Origin of the sequence: Streptomyces sp. RGM 3693, assembly GCF_050471125.1 — a bacterium.
Taxonomy (GTDB): Bacteria; Actinomycetota; Actinomycetes; order Streptomycetales; family Streptomycetaceae; genus Streptomyces.
Window position 1 is genome coordinate 463,664 of record NZ_JBMPPQ010000002.1, and the last position, 18,852, is coordinate 482,515.

The window sequence follows — 18,852 nt, forward strand, 5'->3', positions numbered from 1 at the left end:
GGACTCGCGTACGCCTTGAGTCGGACCACGGGTCCCTCTGGGGACCCCCTTCCGAGCGGGGGCGGGCGCCGGTCGGGAATGGGTTTGCCGCCGCCGGCCCGGCTGTTTACGGTCGGCGAAATGAGCAGTCATACAGTCATCCGGCGCTATCGGGACGCAGATCAGGACGCGGTGTGCGACCTGTGGACCAGGGCGTCGCAACAGGCGCATCCGTTCATCGAGGGAGAAGGCGAGGGGGAACGGGCCCGGGTCCTGCGCGAGGTGTACCTCGTCCAGGCGGAGAACTGGGTCGCCGAGCGCGAGGGCGCCGTCATCGGGCTGCTCGGTCTGCTGAACGGTGCCGACGACGGTGCCGAGATCGGCGGGCTGTTCGTGGCGCCGGAGGCGCAGGGCGGCGGTACCGGCGGGAAGCTGGTGGAGCACGCGGCCGCGCGGTACGGCGCGCTGACCCTTGAGGTCTTCGAGGAGAACGCCCGGGCCCGGCGGTTCTACGCGCACCTGGGCTTCACGGAGCGCGGGCGGCGGATCGACGAGCAGACCGGCCACCCGCTGATCGCCGTGGAACGCGAGGCGCCGCTGCGATCGGTGTCCTGGCTGCATGTGCGCGACGGGCGGCTGCTGAGCGTCCGGACGCGGGGGAACGACACCTTCTACCTCCCAGGCGGCAAGTACGAGCCGGGGGAGACCGCACGTGAGGCGCTCTCCCGGGAGCTCGCCGAGGAACTCGGTCTGCGCATTCCCGCCGACGAGCTGTCGGAGGAGTTCGTCGTCCACGACGTCGCACACGGCAAGAACGGCCGGCGGCTGCACATGACCTGTTTCACCGGCGGTCCCCAGGACATCGAGCCGGCTCCCGGCCGGGAGATCGCCGAATACGCGTGGTTCGACCGCCAGGAGTCCCGTGCGCGCTGTGCGCCCGCTCACCGGCAGGTGGTGGACCACCTGGTCGGGCAGGGGCTGATGTCGGCCTGAGCGGCGGTCGGCCGGCGCCCCTTCGGGGGCCCGGCCGACCCCTCATAACGCCTCTACCAGGACAAACGCCCCGTTGATCGTCCGTATCGCGGAATGGCGTACCGGTCGCATACTTGTTGTATCTATCCTGTGCGCATGCCGTCAGCGCCCATGCCCACCGCCCCCACAAGGGAGACCGGTCCCGTTCCCGCCAAACAGCCGCCCGCCGCCGAGCGGGTCTACACCCACATCAAGGACGCTGTCCTGGAGCGCCGCTACGAGGGCGGGATGCTGCTCACCGAAGGGGAGCTCGCCGACGCGGTGGGGGTCTCGCGCACCCCGGTGCGGGAGGCGCTGCTGCGGCTGGAGGTCGAAGGGCTGATCAAGCTCTACCCGAAGAAGGGCGCGCTGGTCCTGCCGGTCTCCGCACAGGAGATCGCCGACGTCGTCGAGACCCGGCTGCTGGTGGAGAAGCACGCGGCGGGCAAGGCCGTGCCGGCGGGTGAGGCGCTGATCAACGAGCTGAGCGAGCTGGTCGAGACCATGCGGGAGCAGGCCGCGGCGGGCGATCTGGCCGCCGTGTCGGTCACTGACCGCGCCTTCCACGCCGCCATCGTGCACAGTGCCGGCAACCAGATCCTGGACCGGCTCTACGAGCAACTGCGCGACCGGCAACTGCGGATGGGCGTTGCGGTGATGCACGCCCACCCCGACCGGATCGCCAAGAACATCGCCGAGCACACCGAAATCCTTGAGGCGCTGCGGGCCGGTGACGCCGAAGCCGCCACCGACGCCGTACAGCGGCACGTCAGCTGGGTCCGCAATCTCGCGCAGGGGGAAGAGCGATGAGTGCCGGTGCCGACGGTGCCGCCGGAAGCGGCAGTCCCGCCGGCGGCGGCATAGGCGGGAGCGGTGTCCGGCTGCTGCCCTCGGACCCGCCCGGCGGCCGGAAGGCCGTAGCCGTATGGGGCATCGGCGTCGCGGTCTACTTCGTCGCGATCACCTACCGCACCAGCCTCGGTGTGGCCGGCCTGGACGCCGCACACCGCTTCCACATCAACGCCTCCGCGCTGTCCACCTTCTCGATCCTGCAACTGCTGGTCTACGCGGGCATGCAGATACCCGTCGGCCTGCTGGTCGACCGGCTGGGCGCGAAGAAGGTCCTGACCCTCGGCGTCGTGCTCTACACCGCGGGCCAGTTCGGCTTCGCGTTCTCGGACTCGTACGGCATGGCGCTCGGCTCGCGGGCGCTGCTGGGCTGCGGTGACGCGATGACGTTCATCAGCGTGCTGCGGCTGGGCTCCCGGTGGTTCCCGGCCCGTCGCGGCCCGATGATCGCGCAGATCGCCGCCCTGGTCGGCATGGCGGGCAATCTGATCTCCACCCTCGTCCTGGCCCGGCTGCTGCACACCTTCGGCTGGACGACCACCTTCGCCGGCAGCGCCCTGGGCGGTATCGCCGTGCTGGTCCTGCTGCTGCTGTTCCTCAAGGACCACCCCGAGGGCTTCGCCCCGCCGCCGGCGCCCCGCGAGCACGGCGGCGCCGCGTTCGTCCGCGGGCAGATCGCGGCCGCCTGGCGCGAGCCGGGCACCCGGCTGGGCATGTGGGTGCACTTCACCACGCAGTTCCCGGCGATGGTGTTCCTGCTGCTGTGGGGCCTGCCGTTCCTCGTGGAGGCGCAGGGCCTCTCCCGCGGCACGGCCGGTGAACTGCTGACCCTCGTGGTGCTCTCCAACATGGCCGTGGGCCTGGTCTTCGGGCAGATCATCGCCCGCCACCACGCGGCCCGGACGCCGCTGGCGCTGGGCACCGTCGCGGCCACCGCCCTGCTGTGGGCGCTCACCCTGTGCTGGCCCGCCGCACACGCGCCCATGCGGCTGCTGATCGTGCTCTGCGTGGTGCTGGGGGCCTGCGGCCCCGCTTCGATGATCGGCTTCGACTTCGCCCGGCCGGCCAATCCGCCGGAGCGCCAGGGCACCGCGTCCGGCATCGTCAACATGGGGGGCTTCACCGCCTCGATGACCACGTTGCTCGCGGTCGGCGTCCTGCTCGACGCCACCGGCGACAACTACCGGATCGCCTTCGCCTCGGTCTTCGTGCTGGAGGCGCTCGGGGTCTCGCAGATCCTCCGGCTGCGGCGGCGTGCGGCCACGCGCGAGCGGGAGCGGCTGGTCGTCAGCAGGGTCGAGGCCGTTCACGTCCCGGCCTGAGGGCCGCCGCCGGTGTTCTCGACGGACGCGCGCTCGGGGGCGGCGTCGTCCGTGGCGTCCGCCGCTTCCACCGCACCGTCGTCGTCGGTATCCCCGTCCGCCGCCTCCCGGTGACGGGGATGCCGCGACGCCAGGTGTTCCTTCAGCCGGCCGTGCCGGAACTGGTGGAGCGAGCCGGCCTGCCGCAGTACCCCCAGCGTGTGGGCGTCCGCGCAGAATGGCATCAGCCGCCAGGGCAGCCGGCGCCGCACCGCGAGCAGGCCCACGCTGAGCGCGTACTGCATCCAGACGGACCGGGCGAGGACGAAGAGCAGCACCGTCAGGCTCAGCAGCGCGGTCAGCGCCCGTGCCGGCGGGCTGGCCTCGATCAGCATCCACACCGCGGCATTGGCCAGCAGGCCGCTGGTCAGGGCGAAGACCGTGCTCTGGACGCCCCGCCGGCGCGCGCTCTTCAGGACCGAGCCGGGCGACGACGCCATGTCGACCTGTGGCGGCGGCGCCGACAGCAGAGCGTGGACGAAGACCAGGACCCCGATGCCCAACACGACGAGCAGCAGCAACGGAAGGTGCTCGCCGATCGGGGCGAAGGACAGCGGCTCGTACCGCGGGAGTTCGGCCGCGTTCACGGGCATCAGCTGGTAGTCATGGCTGCCGCCGGTGCTGAACGGGTCCTGGTCCACGAGCTGGTAGCACGTGCCGTCGATCACCTGGTAGCACTGCGACGCCACCTTGTTGTTGGCATTGATGAGGAAGATGGCCAGTGCCGTCAGGCCGACCGCCACCGCCACCAGCACCGCTGACCCCAGCACGCCTCCGACGAACACCCCCAGGTGTCGCAGCGCCCGCCGGAGCTTGCCCGGTGGCTCCTCCTGCGCCTCCCAGACCTTCTCCATACCGGACTCGTGGGAGAGCGGGAGCACGCCCAGCGTGCCGACGACCAGGGCCGCGAGGCCGAGCCCCGCCACCGTCCAAAGGCCGAGCGCGTCGGGAGCGAGCGCCCGGAAGAACACGAGAGCGGAGGCGCACCAGAGGACCGTCATCGCCAGCCAGAGGTAACCGAGGCTCGGCTTCAGCACGCTGCCGGGCAGTCGCCACCACGCCAGGTCATCGCCGTCGGCGCGGTGCGCCAGCTCTGTCAGCCAGCGCCCCGCGGCCTCCGCGGGCCAGGCGCGAACGGGCCGGCCCGGGCCCTCAACGTCACCGGCGGGTGTGCCGGCGCCGTCGAAGGCGGCCGGTATGACGCCGTCCAGCAGATGCCGTTCCAGGGCCGCGGCATCCGGGAAGTCGTCCTCGTTGAGCAGCGTGTCGGAATCGGTGCCGCCGCGGCCGTACTGGGAACGCAGCAAGGTGACCATCAGCGGATTGCTCAGTACCGCGGTCATGCCGGGCCGCCGGCTCAGCTCTGCAAGGACGGCCCGCCAGCGGTCGGCCGGCGGACCTCCCTCGAAGGCGCCCAGGAAGTGGGTGACAGCCGGCAGCGGTACCGGTTCCGCCTCCACCACCAGCGCCTGAGTGACGCCACTGCCGTCCGCGACGACCTCCCGGAACTCGCGGGAACGGCAGGTGAGGACGATCGGATCCGCACCGTCGAAGGCCCTGTCGATCTCCGGGAGGGCGGCGGCGCGGTGTGCCGGTGCGATCTCGTCCAGACCGTCCAGGACCGGCAGGACGCGGCCGGCCGCGACCAACTCCTCGGCGGTCGCCCGGCCCGACAGCGCCATCCGGTAGTCCTCGCCGATCCGCCGTATCAGCCAGTCGCGCAACGCCTCCTCGTGCGGATTCCAGGAGGCGAGCGTGAGCATCACCGGGACGACGCGCGGGTGCGGATCGACGAGCAGCGCCAGGATGAGCCGCATCGCCAGGGTCGTCTTCCCCGCGCCCGGTGCGCCCAGCAGCACCATCCGCGGGATGCCCATCTCCCGGAATCTGGCGAGCAGTTGGTGGAGGGGGTCGGGAGGGGCTTCGGTTTCACGTGAAACAACCAGGGGTGTTTCACGTGAAACCGAGGAGGTCGTTTCACGTGAAACGGGTAACTCCCTGCTGACCTTCCAGCCGACGGGCAGCGGCTCGGGCAGGTGGAGACCACGCTTACGGGTTTCCTCACGCCACTGCTTGTGTACCGCCTGGGCCAGAGCCTCCGCCGCGGAGTCGATCGGGGCAGGCGTGAGCACCTGCGTCCGGTGGAGGTGGATGGTCTGGCCTTGGTAGACGTCGTGTGCCTGGATGTTCCGGGCACTGTTCCAGACCCCGCCGCTCCCCGGGCCGTCTCCGGTTCCGGGTTGGCCGTCCCCCGCGTTCATGGCCCCCTCCACGACCTCTCGCCGGTCGCAGTCGAAGCCCCGCCGGGCCCGCTGCCGTCTGTGGGGCCAGCAGGCCCTCAGCTCCCCGTGAGACGCCCCGTCAGGTCCGCCGGTTCCCCTCCGGAATGCCGTTGCGGAGGGCATTACGGCGTTACGGCGTCACGGCGAAGTTGTCGAGGATGGCCTCGGCCAGCTCCCGGTCACCGTCGATCTTGATCTGCTCGGCGAGCGCCGCCGGTCGGACCCGGCCGCAGGCCAGTTGGTGGAAGGCGTCCCACTCCATCGCCAGCGTCACCGTCGGACCGAGCGAGACACTGCCGTCGATGGTGGCCTTCCCCTCGTCGTCGACCCGGACGGTCCGCATGAACTCCACCGGGCCGCTGATGTCGAAGACCACCGTCGAACGGGCCGGTGCCTTGGCCCTGTTGGTGACGATGCCGGGCAGTACCCGCACCAGCAGATCGCGGGTCACCAACGCGCCGGGCGAGTCGAGGTTGCCGGGCTTGCCGAGCGCCCGGCGCAGGTCCTGCTCATGCGCCCAGACATCGAACGTCCGCTGCTCCAGGACGAATTCCAGGGTGCGCTCCTCGCCGAGCGGGCTGCGCACCACGGTGTCCGGCTGGCGGGTCTCGTTCCGCAGCTGCCGGGAGCGCCGAATGATGGTGTATTCCAGCTCGCTGAGCATCTCCGGCGCGGTGTGGTGCCGGCGGACATCCACCTGGACCTCCATCCGGCGGGCCGACTCGCTGCGCACGTGGTAGAGGTCGCGGGGCAGCGTGTGGATCGGCCGGGGGTCGCCCAGCATCTCGCATTCCAGACCGATGACGTGGGAGACGATGTCACGCACGGACCAACCTGGGAGGTCCGTCGCCCTGTTCCACTCGCCTTCGACGAGCGGCGTCACCAGCTCGGTTATCGCTTCTATGGAATGCGTCCAGGCATCGATGGAGGACTGAAGGCTGGGATGGACGGTCACGGGACCCCTCGAACGGTTCGTACGCGGGCTGCTGTCTGGCAGTTAAGTTACGCTGCGCACGGGCACCCCGGCAGTGCTTTCGGGTGACCATCGTAGGCGGATGTTTGACGGCGGGGCCGTTCGAAAGCGTTGCCGGTGGTACTGTGCGCGATTCGCCGCTCCCGATTGGTGCGGAGTCGGCGAAACCGGCCAATTCCCGCCCACTGCGAGGAGTTTGGCCGGTACATCCGGCGTGCCTCAGTCGTCGTCCCGCTCCCGCTCCGCCATCCGGATCACGGATACCGCGACGGCGATCAGCAGTGCCGGGTCCGCGTCCTCCCGTACGACATTGACCGCATACGTGTCGCGGACGGTCAGCCACCGCCGTGAGATCTCGGCGAGCAGTTCACCGTCGTACTCGACCGCGAACTCCCGGTCGAAGATCTTGCCGCTGACGTCCAGCTCGGTGCCGTCGACCAGCTCGACGCGGTAGTGGTGGCGCAGTAGCGACAGCCGCTTGCGCTTGATCGTGGCCAGCGGCTGGTCGTCCCGCTCGATGGTCATCGCATCGCGCAGGCTGAACATCTTCTTGCGGATGGTGATCAGCACCCGCCGCTCGGTGTCCTTGAGCTCGAAGGTCTCCCGCAGGCGCAGCGCCTTCCCGTCCACGAGGTAGGCGTGCCGTCCGTGATCGTCGTCGACCCAGTAGTCCTCGCCGATGCCGAAGATCCGGTCGTGCACGAAGTACTTGCGGGAGCGAGGGGGGTGTCCCTCGTGGGATTGCAGCATGGGTGACGTGTTCCCCATGCCCCCTGTGGAATGCGTGCGTACCGGGGTGACGTTGAATGTCCACATGGCTTCACGTGCGCGCGTCCGGGCCCCCGAGCTGACCGGCAAGGGCGGTTGGCTCAACACCGGCGGAAACGACCTCACCCTCCCCGACCTGCGAGGACGCATTGTCATCCTCGATTTCTGGACGTTCTGCTGTGTGAACTGTCTGCACGTCTTGGACGAGCTGCGGGAGCTGGAGGAGCGCCACCGCGACTCGGTCGTGATCATCGGCGTGCACTCCCCGAAGTTCGTGCACGAGGCCGATCACCAGGCCGTCGTCGACGCCGTCGAGCGGTACGGCGTCGAGCACCCCGTCCTCGACGACCCCGAGCTGGCGACCTGGAAGCAGTACGCGGTGCGGGCCTGGCCGACGCTGGTGGTGATCGACCCCGAGGGCTACGTCGTGGCCCAGCACGCGGGTGAGGGCCATGCGCACGCCATCGAGAAGCTCGTCGAGGAGCTGATCGCCGAGCACACCGCGAAGGGCACGCTGCGGCGCGGCGACGGCCCCTACGTTCCGCCGGAGCCGGTCGCCACCGACCTCCGCTTCCCCGGCAAGGCGGTGCAACTGCCCGGCGGCACCTTCCTCGTCTCCGACACCACCCGGCACCAGCTGGTGGAGCTGGCGGCCGACGGTGAGCAGGTGCTGCGCCGGATCGGGACCGGCGAGCGCGGGCTGGGCCCGGACGCCTTCAACGAGCCGCAGGGGCTGGCGCTGCTGCCCGACGGCACGGTCGCCGTCGCGGACACCGTCAACCACGCCGTCCGGGTCTTCGACCCCGCGACCGGTGCCCTGGAGACCGTGGCCGGCACCGGCAAGCAGTGGTGGCAGGGCTCGCCGACCGCCGGCCCGGCGCGCGAGGTGGACCTCTCCTCGCCGTGGGACCTCGCCTGGTGGCAGGACCGGCTGTGGATCGCGATGGCCGGGGTCCATCAGATCTGGACCTACGACCCAGCCGACGGCACGGTGGCGGTGGCGGCCGGCACCACCAACGAGGGCCTGGTGGACGGCCCCGCGGCGGAGGCGTGGTTCGCCCAGCCCTCCGGGCTCGCGGCGGCCGGCGACCGGCTGTGGATCGCCGACTCGGAGACCAGTGCGGTGCGCTGGATCGAGCGGGAGACGCACGGCGACGCGGACGCCCCGGGGGACGGCTACGTGGTCCGCACGGCCGTCGGCACCGGACTCTTCGACTTCGGGCACCGCGACGGCGCCGCCGAGCAGGCCCTGCTCCAGCACCCGCTGGGCGTGACCGCGCTCCCCGACGGCTCGGTCGCCATCGCGGACACCTACAACCACGCGCTGCGCCGCTACGACCCGGCGAGTGGTGCGGTGACCACGCTCGCGACCGATCTGCGGGAGCCCTCCGCGGCGGTCCTCGCCGACGACGACATCGTGGTGGTGGAGTCCGCGCGGCACCGGCTGACCCGGCTCCGGCTCCCCGAGGAGGCGGTACGGGTCGAGTCGGTGGCCCACCGCACCCAGCGGGCCGCGACCGACATCGCCCCCGGCACGCTCCGGCTGGACGTGGTCTTCCAGGCCCCGGCCGGACAGAAGCTCGACACCCGCTACGGCCCCTCGACGCGGCTGCTGGTCAGCGCCACGCCGCCGGAGCTGCTGGCCGACGGGGCGGGCGCGGGCACCGATCTGGCGCGGGACCTGGTCCTCGCGGACGGTGTGACCGAGGGCGTGCTGCACGTCTCGGCGATGGCCGCGTCCTGCGACGACGACCCGGACATCGAGTACCCGGCCTGCCATGTGCACCAGCAGGACTGGGGCGTTCCGCTCCGGATCACCGAGGACGGTGCCGCCCGGCTGGGGCTGGTGCTGGCGGGGCTGGACGCGGAGTAGCCCCGGCCGGGGGCCGGGGCTACTCGTGCGGACTGCGGGCGGCCGGCGTTCTGGGTGAGTTACCCGACGCCGGCTTCCAGCTTGGCCCCGGCAAGGCTCCTGTTCCAGGAGCTGACCTTGCTCTGGCCGACGGAGATCGTGGTGCGCTTCTCCGCGAAGTTGTACACCACCGGCGATTCGTTGGTGCGGAGCCGGATGGCCACGTCCTTCTGCTGGGTGCCCAGGGTGGCGGGGGTGTTGGTGGGGATGACCGCGTAGGCGGTGCCGCCGGGGCGGAGGATGGCGGCACTCGACCCCGCCTTCACCGCCGGCAGTGGAGTCTTCGCTTGGTTGAAGGACAGCAGCGGCGCGCCGTACAGCGTGCAGCTGAGCGTGCTGGAGTAGTTCTTGTACCGCACGCTCACATACCCCTTCGGCCCCGTCTGCTGGTTGAACTGGAGCCGTGACGTGCTGACGGAGCAATCGATCGTCCGATGGCGGGAGGCCGCGCCCGCACCCGCTCCCGCCACGGCCGCGCCCCCACCGATGATCTTGCGCTTCTTGCTCGTGGAGGACGAGGACGACGAGCTCTTCTTCGACTTCGAGGAGTTGCTGTTGCAGCCGGTCAGGGCGAGCGATCCGGCCAGGCCGAGGGCCAGCGCGGCGTACGCGGCGGAGCGGCGACGGGTGCGGCGTGCGGTCATGGAAGGTTCCCCCAGTGAGGTACTGCAGACAGCGAGGCGGCTATGTCATGGCACGGCCACGATAGCGACTGCCGCTTCCGGGGCCAGGGCGGGTACGTTCCGCACGGCCCCCGGCTCGTCTTTCCCCGGCGCGGACGGCTAAACCCGGACCTGATCAGTTCGGGCACCGGGGCAACCCGTCGTCGAGCTGTTCGGGCCGGACGCGGATGCCCGGCATCCAGGCCGGCCCGCCGTCGTGATCGACCCGGAACCAGATGCTGCTGTGCCCGCCCGCCTCATCGGTGATGGCGATCCCGTCGGCGATCTTGCAGACGGCGTGCAGCTCATCGCCGTGCCAGACGTGGCCCACGACATTGGGCCGCAGGTACGGCGCATAGGGGTCGCGCGCCAGCCCGAGCGCGCAGTAGTCGGTGCGACTGTGCCGGCAGGCCCGTTCGACGTTGTTCACGGTGATCCGGGCGGAACCGGTGGCCGGTCCCGCGCCCGATGCGGCCGGCGCCCGGTCGACGCCGCCCCCGTCCCCCCGGCCGCCGGTGTCCGGGCCGGTCAGCGCCACAACGGCGAACGCGGCCCCGGCGAGGACGGCGGCAGTGCCGAGCCCGGCGAGCACCAGCCGCAGCCGGCGCCGTCCCGGTGCTGCGTCCTGTGGTTCGGTACCTTCCGCACCTTCCGTACCCTCCGCACCCGCTGGTTCCTCCGGCTCTGCCGACCCCGGTCGGGCGCCGACGGGGGGCTCCGTAGCGGGCGCCGGCGCTTCGTCCGCCGCCTCCTGGGCGTGGTGCAGGAGCTCCACCAGCGCGGGCAGCCGGTCCTCGCCCGTGAAGGAGAGCTTGCACCACTGCACCAGCAGCCGCTCGTCGGGCAGGCTCTGGCCGCGCAGATAGCGCGAGAGGGACGAGCGGCTGGCCGGCAGCCGTCCGGCCAGCTCCTGGAGGCTGTAGCCGAGTTCGCCATGCATACGGCGTAGCGCGGAGACGAAGTCCCGGACGGGACCGGAGAGTTCGGCCGGGAGCGGGGCCAGTGGTTTGCGGCGGATGTTCGTGGCGTGGTTCTCATGGCCAGGCACGTCTCGCATTCCAGCACAGTGGACATGCGCGTGCGAGGGGCACTTCCGCTCCCCTGTGACGGAAGTGCCCCTCGTTACGCGATCCGGAACGAACCCGGACCGTTCGGTGACGTTTCACGTGAAACAGCGCGCTGCGACCCGGTGGATTCCGAGCCGGGTCAGCTGGACGTGCCCCGCCCCCTGCTCGCCGGCCCCGTTCAGTCGCTGAACGCCACGGGCCGATACGGCGTGAACTCGGCGTCGCCGCCCGGCAGGCCGTAGGTCAGGCTGCGGTGGTCGGTGCCGTGGCCACCGCGCTGCTCGAAGGCGGTGTACGAGGAATGCGCGGCGTCGTTCCACTTCTCGAAGATGACGACGTGCCGGTTGTTGTCCCCCGTCGCGTCGATGAGCAGGTCGCCGCCCTTCAACTCGCCGAGTGGAACCGGCCGGGTGAGACCGCGATCGGTGGCCAGGCCCACGGTGTTGGTGCCCGGCGTCGGCAGCCGGAGGGCCATCGACACGTAGCCGGAGCAGTCCTGTCGGTAGCCGTCCTTCCAGACCTTGGCCTGGCTGTACGACACCTGCGCCCCGTTGTCGGCGGTCAGCCAGGTGGCGGCGCGCGCCAACATCTCCTGGCGTGAGACGCCGGGCTGTGGCGGCGGCGCGCCCTGGACCGGTATGCCCGGCAGCCGGTCCTGCGGGATGGCCACCGCGACCACGGTGAGGAATCCGCTGACCGGCCCGGTGAGGTGGGCCATGTAGCTCGAACAGGAGCTGCCCTCGCACACCCGACGGCCGGTGTCCACCTGGTAGTCGGCGGTGATCCGGTCCTTGCCCGGCGCGGACGCGTTGACCATCCCGACGGCGGGGGAGCGCGTGTCGGCGTCGGCGTGCACCACCCAACGGGTGCCCCAGGTGGGGAAGTCGGCGGCCGCGGTCCGCTGCGGCCCGCCGGCGGCGCCGTGTGCGACCCCGGCGATCCCGGTGATGCCGAGACCCGCCGCGGCGACCGCGGGAAGCATCCGGCGCAGCAGCGTCCGGCGGAACGCGGATCCCGGGCCCGGCACGAGGGTTGTGCCGTCCCCCGGTTGCGTGGTGCCGTGTTCCTCCATGCCGTGCCCCTCCGCGTCATCGGTCCGTGGCGCCGTCCACGGGATCACCTCGCGACGACGGAGACCATGGTGGGACGGGCCCCGGCCGGTGGGCGGCCCCTCCCCGAACCGTGGGATGCGCTTCCCGGCTCGCAAGGCCGTGACCTGCGGGGACGTGCCGGACGGTCGATGTTTTCGGGACATCGACAGGTGCCTGCTGGGACATGACGGGACAGCCGTGGGCGGCCCGGCGACTGCATCGTCCGCTGTACGAGGGGGATCGCGGCAGAAGGAAAAGGGCGCCCGCCGGGGGAATCGCGGGCGCCCTGCTTCAGGGGTGGTGGGTCGTCGTCCAGGTGACGACCCGGTTCACCAGGAGGCCGCGTCGTTCGGGTCGGCCTGCCAGTACGACACCCGCACGCCGTCGTCGATGTACGACGAGCCGCCCGGGAGTGCGACGTTCGCCGAGCCGCCGACGCTCCCCTGGCCGTCGCGGCCGGCGAGGCTGACGGAGAGCGAGGTCGCGTCGTGGCCGTGTTCGGCACTGTCGGCGCGGGACAGCAGCACGCTGGCGTAGCCCGACTCCCCCGGCGCCAGGGTGACCACGGCCTGCGGCTTGCTGTCCGGCATCTCGGCCACCGCCGCTTGGGCGTGGTCGAACTGCAGGTAGGGGTAGGCGTAGAGGTCGCAGGTGGCGCCGGAGGTGTTGGTGGCCCGCAGCAGCAGATGGTTGATCGGACGGGTCAGCGGCTGCGCCACGATGCGGATCTTCGCGGCGTTACAGGCGGTGCGCCGGGCACCGGACCCCCGGCCCCCGCCGGCAGTGGTCGGGTGCGAACCGCCCGTCGAACTCTGCTTCCCGCCGTGCGCCGCGCTGTCCGCGACGGTGGTGTCGTCCTTGCCGCCCTTGCTGCCCTTGTCGTCCTTGCCGCTCTTCCCGGCCGTACCGCCGTTGCCCTTGTCCGCCCCGGTGGTGTTGCCCGGCCCGTTCTGTGTGCCGTTGGCCGCCGGGTCCTTGGCGTCCTGGGGGGCCGGGTTGAACGGCTTGGCGTCGCTGGTCTTGAGCGGGTTGTCCTGGCCGCCGCAGGCGGTGAGGGTGAGCGCGGCGACCGCGGTCAGCCCGGCCGCGGCGATCCGCAGCGTACGGCGGCGGGCCGAGCGGGGGGTACGGGCGGCGGTGGTGGCGTCGGTGCGTGGCATATCCGATCTCCCCCGGTCGGCGGGGCGCGGTGGCGCGCTCCGCGGTCCGGCCCGGCACGTTCGGCCCGGCCTGGTCTGTCCTGCGGTCTGTCCACAAGGTTGCCGACCGCCGCTGCCGTACCACTAACGCCTGCCTAACGCGGGCGCCCCCGTTGTGGCGGAGCTCAGCCGGCCCCGCCACCCGGGCGTCCGCCCGCCCCGTCCGGCCCGCCGGGTTCCGTTCCGTCGCCGCCCTCCGGCCGTCGGGCGCCCTCCCCGCCCGCGTCCCGGGCGAACAGCTGGGTCAGGGCGCTGATCGTGTAGACATCGGTGGCCTCTTCGTCCACCAGGTGCATCTCCGCGAGTCGTTCGAGCCCGTCTTGGGTGCGCTCCTGGTCGTACCCGGCGAGCGCCGCCGCAGCTGACGCATTGAGATGCCCGTCGGGACTGTTCGCCAACGCCCGAAGCAGTCGGGCGTCGTCCGCGGACAACCGGGCGACGGACACCCGGAGCGCCGCCGCTATCCCGGTGTCCTCCGCCGACAGCAGCGCCAGCCGCCGTCGTTCGTCGCGCAGCGCCGAGGCCAGCCGGGCCAGCCGCCAGCGCGGCCGGGCGGTCAGCTGCGCCGCCGCGGCCCGGAGCGCCAGCGGCAACCCGTCGCACAGGTCGACCAGTTCCCGCGCCGCGGCCGGGTCCTCTGCGACCCGTTCCGACCCGAGCATGGCGCCGAGCAGTGCCGCGCCCTCCTCGTGGCCGAGGGCCTGGAGGCCCACCGGCCGGGCGCAGTCCGTGGCGACCAGTCCGTCGAGCCGGCTGCGGCTGGTGACGACCGTGGCGCAGTGCGGGCCACCGGGCAGCAGCGGCCGTACCTGCGCCGAACTCCGCGCATTGTCCAGGACGACCAGCAGCCGTCGTTCGGCGACCAGCGAGCGGAACAGCGCCGAGGCGGCCTGAGCGGAGCTGGGCACCCGCTCCGGTGGGGTGCCGAGCGCCTGGAGGAAGTCCCGCAGGATCTCGGCCGGTGCCGCCTCATCGCCCCCGCCGAAGCCGCGCAGGTCGGCGAAGAGCTGGCCGTCGGGGAAGGCGCCGGCGTGCAGATGCGCCCACTGCACCGCGTACGCGGTCTTGCCGACCCCGGCCGGGCCCGCGACGACCGCCAACGGGCTCTCCTCGGACGTACGGTCCGTCAACACATGGGTCAGGGCGCGCAGTTCGGCCTCGCGACCCAGGAATCGGGCGGGTGGCCTGGGGAGCAGCCGGGGCGCCGCACCGGCCCCGCCTCGGCCGATCCCGTCCCGGCCGCCTTGTGCACCCGCCCCCGTGCCCGTCGCACCGGCCCCGTCCGCGCCCCCGTCGCCGGAGGGCTGCGTGCCGCCGCCATGTTTCACGTGAAACGCGCGCCCGTCGGCCGGGGCGGCCGTGGCACCGCGCTTCGGCTCCGTGGCCTTCCGGCCGCCGTCCGTGGCCTCCGCCCGCAGGATTTCCTCGTACGCCGACCGCAGGCGCTCTCCCGGATCGACGCCCAGTTCCTCGCTGAGCAGCCGTCGGGTGCGGTGGTACCACTCCAGCGCGTCGGACTGACGCCCGGTCCGGAACAGCGCCCGCATCAGCGCGGCGATCAGCCCTTCCCGCAACGGGTGGTTGACGGCGGCGGAGTACAGGACGGCCGCGGCCTGTTCGTGCTCACCGAGTGCGCCGTACGCCCGGGCCAGCGCCTCGACGGCGGAGAGCCTGCGCTCCTCCAGCGCGTGTGCGGCGGCCGCGAACGGCGGGCTGGTGACCGTGCCGGTCAGTGCGGGTCCGCGCCACAGCCCCAGTGCCTCGCGCAGCAGCGGCACCGCATCGGCCGGTGCCGCCTCCGGGCGGGCCAGCGTGACCAGTTCACCGAACCGGTGGGCGTCGATCAGCTCCTCCGGCATCCGCAGCAGATAGGCCGAGCCATGGGTGGCCAGCTCGATGCCGTACGCCTCGGCGCCGCCCGTGGCCAGCGTGGCGCGCAGCCGCGAGACGTGCCCCTGTACGACCGTCCGGGCGTGCTCGGGTGGTTCGTCCTCCCACAGGGAGTCGATCAACTGCTCCAGTGGGACGGTGGTGTTGGGCTGCAGAAGCAGCAGTGCCAGCACACTGCGCCGTTTGGCGGGCCCGAGCGGCAACTCCTGGGAGCCGCTCGTCACGGAGATCGGGCCGAGCAGTGAGAATTCCAACTCAGCTCTCCAGGAATGCCGTCAGGGCGTTCGCCAGCAGGTACGGGTCCTGGGCACCGCACAGCTCACGGGCCGAGTGCATGGACAGGATCGCGACACCGATGTCGACGGTCTGGATGCCGTGTCGGGCCGCGGTGATCGGGCCGATCGTGGTGCCGCACGGCATCGCGTTGTGTGACACGAAGGATTGCCAGGGCACCCCGGCCCGTTCGCAGGCCGCGGCGAAGACCGCCCGCCCGCTGCCGTCGGTCGCGTACCGCTGGTTGACGTTGACCTTGAGGATCGGCCCGCCGTTGGGCATCGGGTGGTGCCCTGGTTCGTGCCGGTCGCTGTAGTTGGGGTGCACGGCGTGCCCGGTGTCCGACGACAGGCAGATGGTGCCGGCGAAGGCCCGCGCCCGGTCCTCGTACGTGCCGCCGCGGGCGAAGACCGAACGTTCCAGCACCGTGCCGAGCAGCGGGCCGTCGGCGCCGGTGTCCGACTGGCTGCCGTTCTCCTCGTGGTCGAAGGCGGCCAGTACCGGGATGGTGGTCAACTGGCCACCGGCGGCGGCCGCCGCGGTGAGTGCGGCCGTACCGGCGTGCACGGACAGCAGGTTGTCCATCCGTGGCCCGGCGACCAGTTCGCGGTCGCGCCCGAGGTAGGCGGGCGCTTCCACGCTGTGCACCATCAGGTCCCAGCCCTTGATGTCCTCGGCCAGGACCCCGATCTCCTCGGCCACGAACGCGATCAGATCGCCCTCGGCGACCTCGCCCAGGCCCCAGATCGGCGTCATGTGGCGCTGCTTGTCGAGCTTGAGGCCCTCGACGTTCACCGACCGGTCCAGGTGCACGGCCAGCTGCGGCACCCGCAGCAGCGGCCGGTCCACGGTGACCAGCCGGGTGCTGCCGTCGCTCAGCGTCACTCGGCCGCTGAGCCCCAGGTCGCGGTCGAGCCAGGTGTTGAGCAGCGTGCCGCCGTAGATCTCGACGGCGATCTGCCGCCAGCCGCGGGCGCCGGTGTCCGGGAGCGGTTTGACGCGGAGGTTGGGGGAGTCGGTGTGCGCCCCGACGATGCGGTACGGGGTGGCCGGGCTCGTGCCCTCGGGCACGTACCAGGCGATGATCGCGCCGCCCCGCAGCACGTACTTGCCGCCGCTCTGGCCGTCCCACTCGTCGGTCTCCGCCACCTGTCGGAAGCCGGCCTTCTCCAGCCGCTCCGCCGCGTTCGCCACCGCGTGGTACGGCGAGGGGCTGGCGGCGAGGAAGGACATCAGGTCGTCGGTGTGGCCGCGGTCGAAGCGGGCGGAGTTGGTCATGGATTCAGCATAAGGAGCCAACTCCGCTCTTCCGGGTGCCCTTGGGGTGCGACTCCATTGCCTTCCGGCCACGATTTCCCCATTCCAGAGCGGATGCACCGACGAAACGAGCGATTTCCGGTCCACCCCGGCCGCACGGGAAGCGGCGGGCCCGTCCGCACCCTCCGCCCCAGCATGACAATGCCCGCCTCCCGGGGGGAAGGGAGGCGGGCACCATCAGTGTGAGCAGTGGTTCTGAGAGGTTTCTAAGAATCCGGTGACGGTCCGGGAACAGGTCCCGGACCGTCAGGACTCAGCGTGGGCTCAGAACGCGGCCTCGTCGAGCTCCATCAGGGACTGGTCGATCGACTCGGCCAGGGAGCGCTGGAGCGTGACGTCCGGCAGGACGTTGTGCGCGAAGAACTTCGCGGCGGCGATCTTGCCGGCGTAGAACGACTTGTCCTTCGACGACGCACCGGGCAGCTTCTCGGCCGCCACCGCGGCGCCCTTGAGGAGCAGGTAGCCGACGACGACGTCACCGGAGGCCAGCAGGAGGCGGGTGGTGTTCAGGCCGACCTTGTAGATGGACTTGACGTCCTTCTCCGTGGCGGCGAGGTCGGTCAGCATGGCGCCGACGATCGCCTCCAGGGACTCGGCGGCCTTGGCCAGCTCGCCGCGGGCCTGCTCCAGCTCGGCGCCGCCCTCGGCGTCGGCCAGGAACTTCTTGATGGCCCCCGCCAGCTGGGTCAGCGCCGCGCCCTGGTTGCGGACGATCTTCCGGAAGAAGAAGTCCTGCCCCTGGATGGCGGTGGTGCCCTCGTAGAGGGTGTCGATCTTGGAGTCCCGGATGTACTGCTCGATCGGGTACTCCTGGAGGTAGCCGGAGCCACCGAAGGTCTGCAGCGACTGGGCCAGCTGCTCGTAGGACTTCTCCGAGCCGTAGCCCTTGACGATCGGCAGCAGCAGGTCGTTCAGCGCGTGCACGGCGGAGGCGTCCTCGCCGGCGGCCTCCTTGACCAGGATCTCGTCCTGGACGGTGGCGGTGTACAGCACCAGGGCGCGCATGCCCTCGGCGTACGCCTTCTGCGTCATCAGCGAGCGGCGCACGTCGGGGTGGTGGGTGATGCTGACGCGCGGCGCGGCCTTGTCGGTGAACGCGGCCAGGTCCGCGCCCTGCACGCGCTCCTTGGCGTACTCCAGGGCGTTGAGGTAGCCGGTGGAGAGGGTCGCTATCGCCTTGGTGCCGACCATCATCCGCGCGAACTCGATGATCCGGAACATCTGGCGGATGCCGTCGTGCTTCTCGCCGATGAGCCAGCCCTTGGCGGGGTGGCGGTCGCCGAAGGTCATCTCGCAGGTGTTGGACGCCTTGAGGCCCATCTTGTGCTCGACGTTGGTGGCGTAGACGCCGTTGCGCTCGCCCAGCTCACCGGTCTCGAAGTCGAACTCGTACTTCGGCACGAGGAAGAGGGACAGGCCCTTGGTGCCGGGGCCGTGGCCCTCGGGACGGGCGAGGACGTAGTGGAGGATGTTCTCCGCCATGTCGTGCTCACCGGACGTGATGAAGCGCTTCACGCCCTCGATGCGCCAGGAGCCGTCCTCCTGCTTGACCGCCTTGGTGCGGCCGGCGCCGACGTCCGAGCCGGCGTCGGGCTCGGTCAGCACCATGGTGGAGCCCCAGCCCTTGTCCACCGCGACCTTGGCGATGTGCTTCTGCTGTTCGGTGCCCTCTTCGAAGAGCACGCCGGCGAAGGCCGGGCCGGAGGAGTACATCCACACGGCCGGGTTCGCGCCCAGGATGGTCTCGGCGAACGCCCAGAGGAGCGAGCGCGGCGAGGTGGTGCCGCCGATCTCCTCCGGGATGCCCAGGCGCCACCACTCGGCGTCCATGTATGCCTGGTAGCTCTTCTTGAAGGTGTCCGGCACCGGCGCGGTGTTGGTGTCCGGGTCGAAGACCGGGGGGTTCCGGTCGGCGTCGGCGTACGAATCGGCCAGCTCGTTCTCCGACAGCCGGGCGATCTCGGACAGCACGCTCTTGGCGGTGTCGACGTCCATCTCCGCGAACGGTCCGGTGCCGTACACGCTGTCACGGCCGAACACCTCGAAGAGGTTGAACTCGATGTCGCGGAGATTCGACTTGTAGTGCCCCATGAGTACGGCTCCGTAAGGGTTCGGGAGGACCTCGGTACGACGAAGACCTCGACGCGAGGAAAGGACCTCGATACGCAATACCAGCAAGTAGCTACGAATGATGCTACCCACCGGTAATAAGAAGCAA

14 protein-coding genes are annotated in these 18,852 nt (G+C 71.3%); 4 read left to right on the forward strand and 10 right to left on the reverse strand.

Going from position 1 to position 18,852, the window contains the following annotated elements; genetic code table 11:
* The first annotated feature begins 120 nt into the window (after positions 1-120).
* The 3 genes from ACO0M4_RS19405 (at position 121) to ACO0M4_RS19415 (ending at position 3,161) form a co-directional block, all read left to right on the forward strand.
* Complete coding sequence (locus tag ACO0M4_RS19405; protein ID WP_430371977.1) at positions 121-972, forward strand: GNAT family N-acetyltransferase; 852 nt, start codon at positions 121-123, stop codon at positions 970-972.
* A 135-nt stretch (positions 973-1,107) separates the two neighbouring features.
* Positions 1,108-1,800 (forward strand): GntR family transcriptional regulator, encoded by a 693-nt coding sequence (locus tag ACO0M4_RS19410; RefSeq protein WP_430371978.1) that lies wholly within the window; start codon positions 1,108-1,110, stop codon positions 1,798-1,800.
* The gene (locus ACO0M4_RS19415) at positions 1,797-3,161 is read left to right on the forward strand and encodes an MFS transporter (protein ID WP_430371979.1); all 1,365 of its coding nucleotides are present in this window, start codon (positions 1,797-1,799) and stop codon (positions 3,159-3,161) included. Before ACO0M4_RS19410 ends, ACO0M4_RS19415 begins: the two co-directional genes overlap by 4 nt.
* Here ACO0M4_RS19415 and ACO0M4_RS19420 read toward each other — a convergent pair.
* From ACO0M4_RS19420 to ACO0M4_RS19430, 3 genes are all read right to left on the reverse strand, one after another.
* Positions 3,146-5,461, reverse strand: a complete 2,316-nt coding sequence (locus ACO0M4_RS19420) for an NACHT domain-containing protein (RefSeq protein ID WP_430371981.1) — start codon at positions 5,459-5,461, stop codon at positions 3,146-3,148. The two genes, ACO0M4_RS19415 and ACO0M4_RS19420, sit on opposite strands and share 16 nt — an antisense overlap.
* 151 nt (positions 5,462-5,612) lie before the next feature.
* Entirely contained in the window at positions 5,613-6,437 is an 825-nt protein-coding gene (locus tag ACO0M4_RS19425; RefSeq protein WP_430371982.1) for a maleylpyruvate isomerase family mycothiol-dependent enzyme, read from the reverse strand.
* A gap of 237 nt (positions 6,438-6,674) precedes the next feature.
* Positions 6,675-7,205: an LURP-one-related/scramblase family protein gene (locus tag ACO0M4_RS19430; protein ID WP_430371983.1), complete on the reverse strand. Its 531-nt coding sequence runs from the start codon at positions 7,203-7,205 to the stop codon at positions 6,675-6,677.
* 64 nt (positions 7,206-7,269) lie between these two features.
* Between ACO0M4_RS19430 and ACO0M4_RS19435 the strand changes: the two genes are divergently transcribed.
* Positions 7,270-9,096, forward strand: a complete 1,827-nt coding sequence (locus ACO0M4_RS19435) for an NHL domain-containing thioredoxin family protein (protein WP_430371984.1) — start codon at positions 7,270-7,272, stop codon at positions 9,094-9,096.
* A 59-nt stretch (positions 9,097-9,155) separates the two neighbouring features.
* On the opposite strand, the gene ACO0M4_RS19440 is transcribed toward ACO0M4_RS19435, so the two are convergent.
* The 7 genes from ACO0M4_RS19440 to ACO0M4_RS19470 form a co-directional block, all read right to left on the reverse strand.
* Positions 9,156-9,779 (reverse strand): DUF4232 domain-containing protein, encoded by a 624-nt coding sequence (locus ACO0M4_RS19440; protein WP_430371986.1) that lies wholly within the window; start codon positions 9,777-9,779, stop codon positions 9,156-9,158.
* Positions 9,780-9,933: 154 nt separating this feature from the next.
* On the reverse strand, positions 9,934-10,854 hold the full coding sequence (locus ACO0M4_RS19445) for a helix-turn-helix domain-containing protein (RefSeq protein ID WP_430371987.1): 921 nt from the start codon (positions 10,852-10,854) through the stop codon (positions 9,934-9,936).
* A 188-nt stretch (positions 10,855-11,042) separates the two neighbouring features.
* Entirely contained in the window at positions 11,043-11,936 is an 894-nt protein-coding gene (locus tag ACO0M4_RS19450; protein WP_430371988.1) for a hypothetical protein, read from the reverse strand.
* Between the two features lie 348 nt (positions 11,937-12,284).
* On the reverse strand, positions 12,285-13,115 hold the full coding sequence (locus ACO0M4_RS19455) for a DUF4232 domain-containing protein (RefSeq protein WP_430371990.1): 831 nt from the start codon (positions 13,113-13,115) through the stop codon (positions 12,285-12,287).
* Positions 13,116-13,279: 164 nt separating this feature from the next.
* Positions 13,280-15,298: a BTAD domain-containing putative transcriptional regulator gene (locus ACO0M4_RS19460; RefSeq protein WP_430371991.1), complete on the reverse strand. Its 2,019-nt coding sequence runs from the start codon at positions 15,296-15,298 to the stop codon at positions 13,280-13,282.
* A 1-nt stretch (position 15,299) separates the two neighbouring features.
* Positions 15,300-16,595, reverse strand: coding sequence for a M18 family aminopeptidase (locus ACO0M4_RS19465; RefSeq protein ID WP_430371992.1), 1,296 nt, complete (start codon positions 16,593-16,595; stop codon positions 15,300-15,302).
* 303 nt (positions 16,596-16,898) lie between these two features.
* Positions 16,899-18,725, reverse strand: a complete 1,827-nt coding sequence (locus ACO0M4_RS19470; RefSeq protein WP_430371993.1) for an acyl-CoA dehydrogenase — start codon at positions 18,723-18,725, stop codon at positions 16,899-16,901.
* Positions 18,726-18,852 lie beyond the last annotated feature (127 nt).

Coding starts and splice junctions, on each gene's coding strand:
- ACO0M4_RS19405 (WP_430371977.1), top strand. CDS start 121: ATGAGCAGTCATACAGTCATCCGGCGCTATCGGGACGCAGATCAGGAC.
- ACO0M4_RS19410 (WP_430371978.1), top strand. CDS start 1,108: ATGCCGTCAGCGCCCATGCCCACCGCCCCCACAAGGGAGACCGGTCCC.
- ACO0M4_RS19415 (WP_430371979.1), top strand. CDS start 1,797: ATGAGTGCCGGTGCCGACGGTGCCGCCGGAAGCGGCAGTCCCGCCGGC.
- ACO0M4_RS19420 (WP_430371981.1), bottom strand. CDS start 5,461: ATGAACGCGGGGGACGGCCAACCCGGAACCGGAGACGGCCCGGGGAGC.
- ACO0M4_RS19430 (WP_430371983.1), bottom strand. CDS start 7,205: ATGCTGCAATCCCACGAGGGACACCCCCCTCGCTCCCGCAAGTACTTC.
- ACO0M4_RS19435 (WP_430371984.1), top strand. CDS start 7,270: ATGGCTTCACGTGCGCGCGTCCGGGCCCCCGAGCTGACCGGCAAGGGC.
- ACO0M4_RS19440 (WP_430371986.1), bottom strand. CDS start 9,779: ATGACCGCACGCCGCACCCGTCGCCGCTCCGCCGCGTACGCCGCGCTG.
- ACO0M4_RS19445 (WP_430371987.1), bottom strand. CDS start 10,854: ATGCGAGACGTGCCTGGCCATGAGAACCACGCCACGAACATCCGCCGC.
- ACO0M4_RS19450 (WP_430371988.1), bottom strand. CDS start 11,936: ATGGAGGAACACGGCACCACGCAACCGGGGGACGGCACAACCCTCGTG.
- ACO0M4_RS19455 (WP_430371990.1), bottom strand. CDS start 13,115: ATGCCACGCACCGACGCCACCACCGCCGCCCGTACCCCCCGCTCGGCC.
- ACO0M4_RS19465 (WP_430371992.1), bottom strand. CDS start 16,595: ATGACCAACTCCGCCCGCTTCGACCGCGGCCACACCGACGACCTGATG.
- ACO0M4_RS19470 (WP_430371993.1), bottom strand. CDS start 18,725: ATGGGGCACTACAAGTCGAATCTCCGCGACATCGAGTTCAACCTCTTC.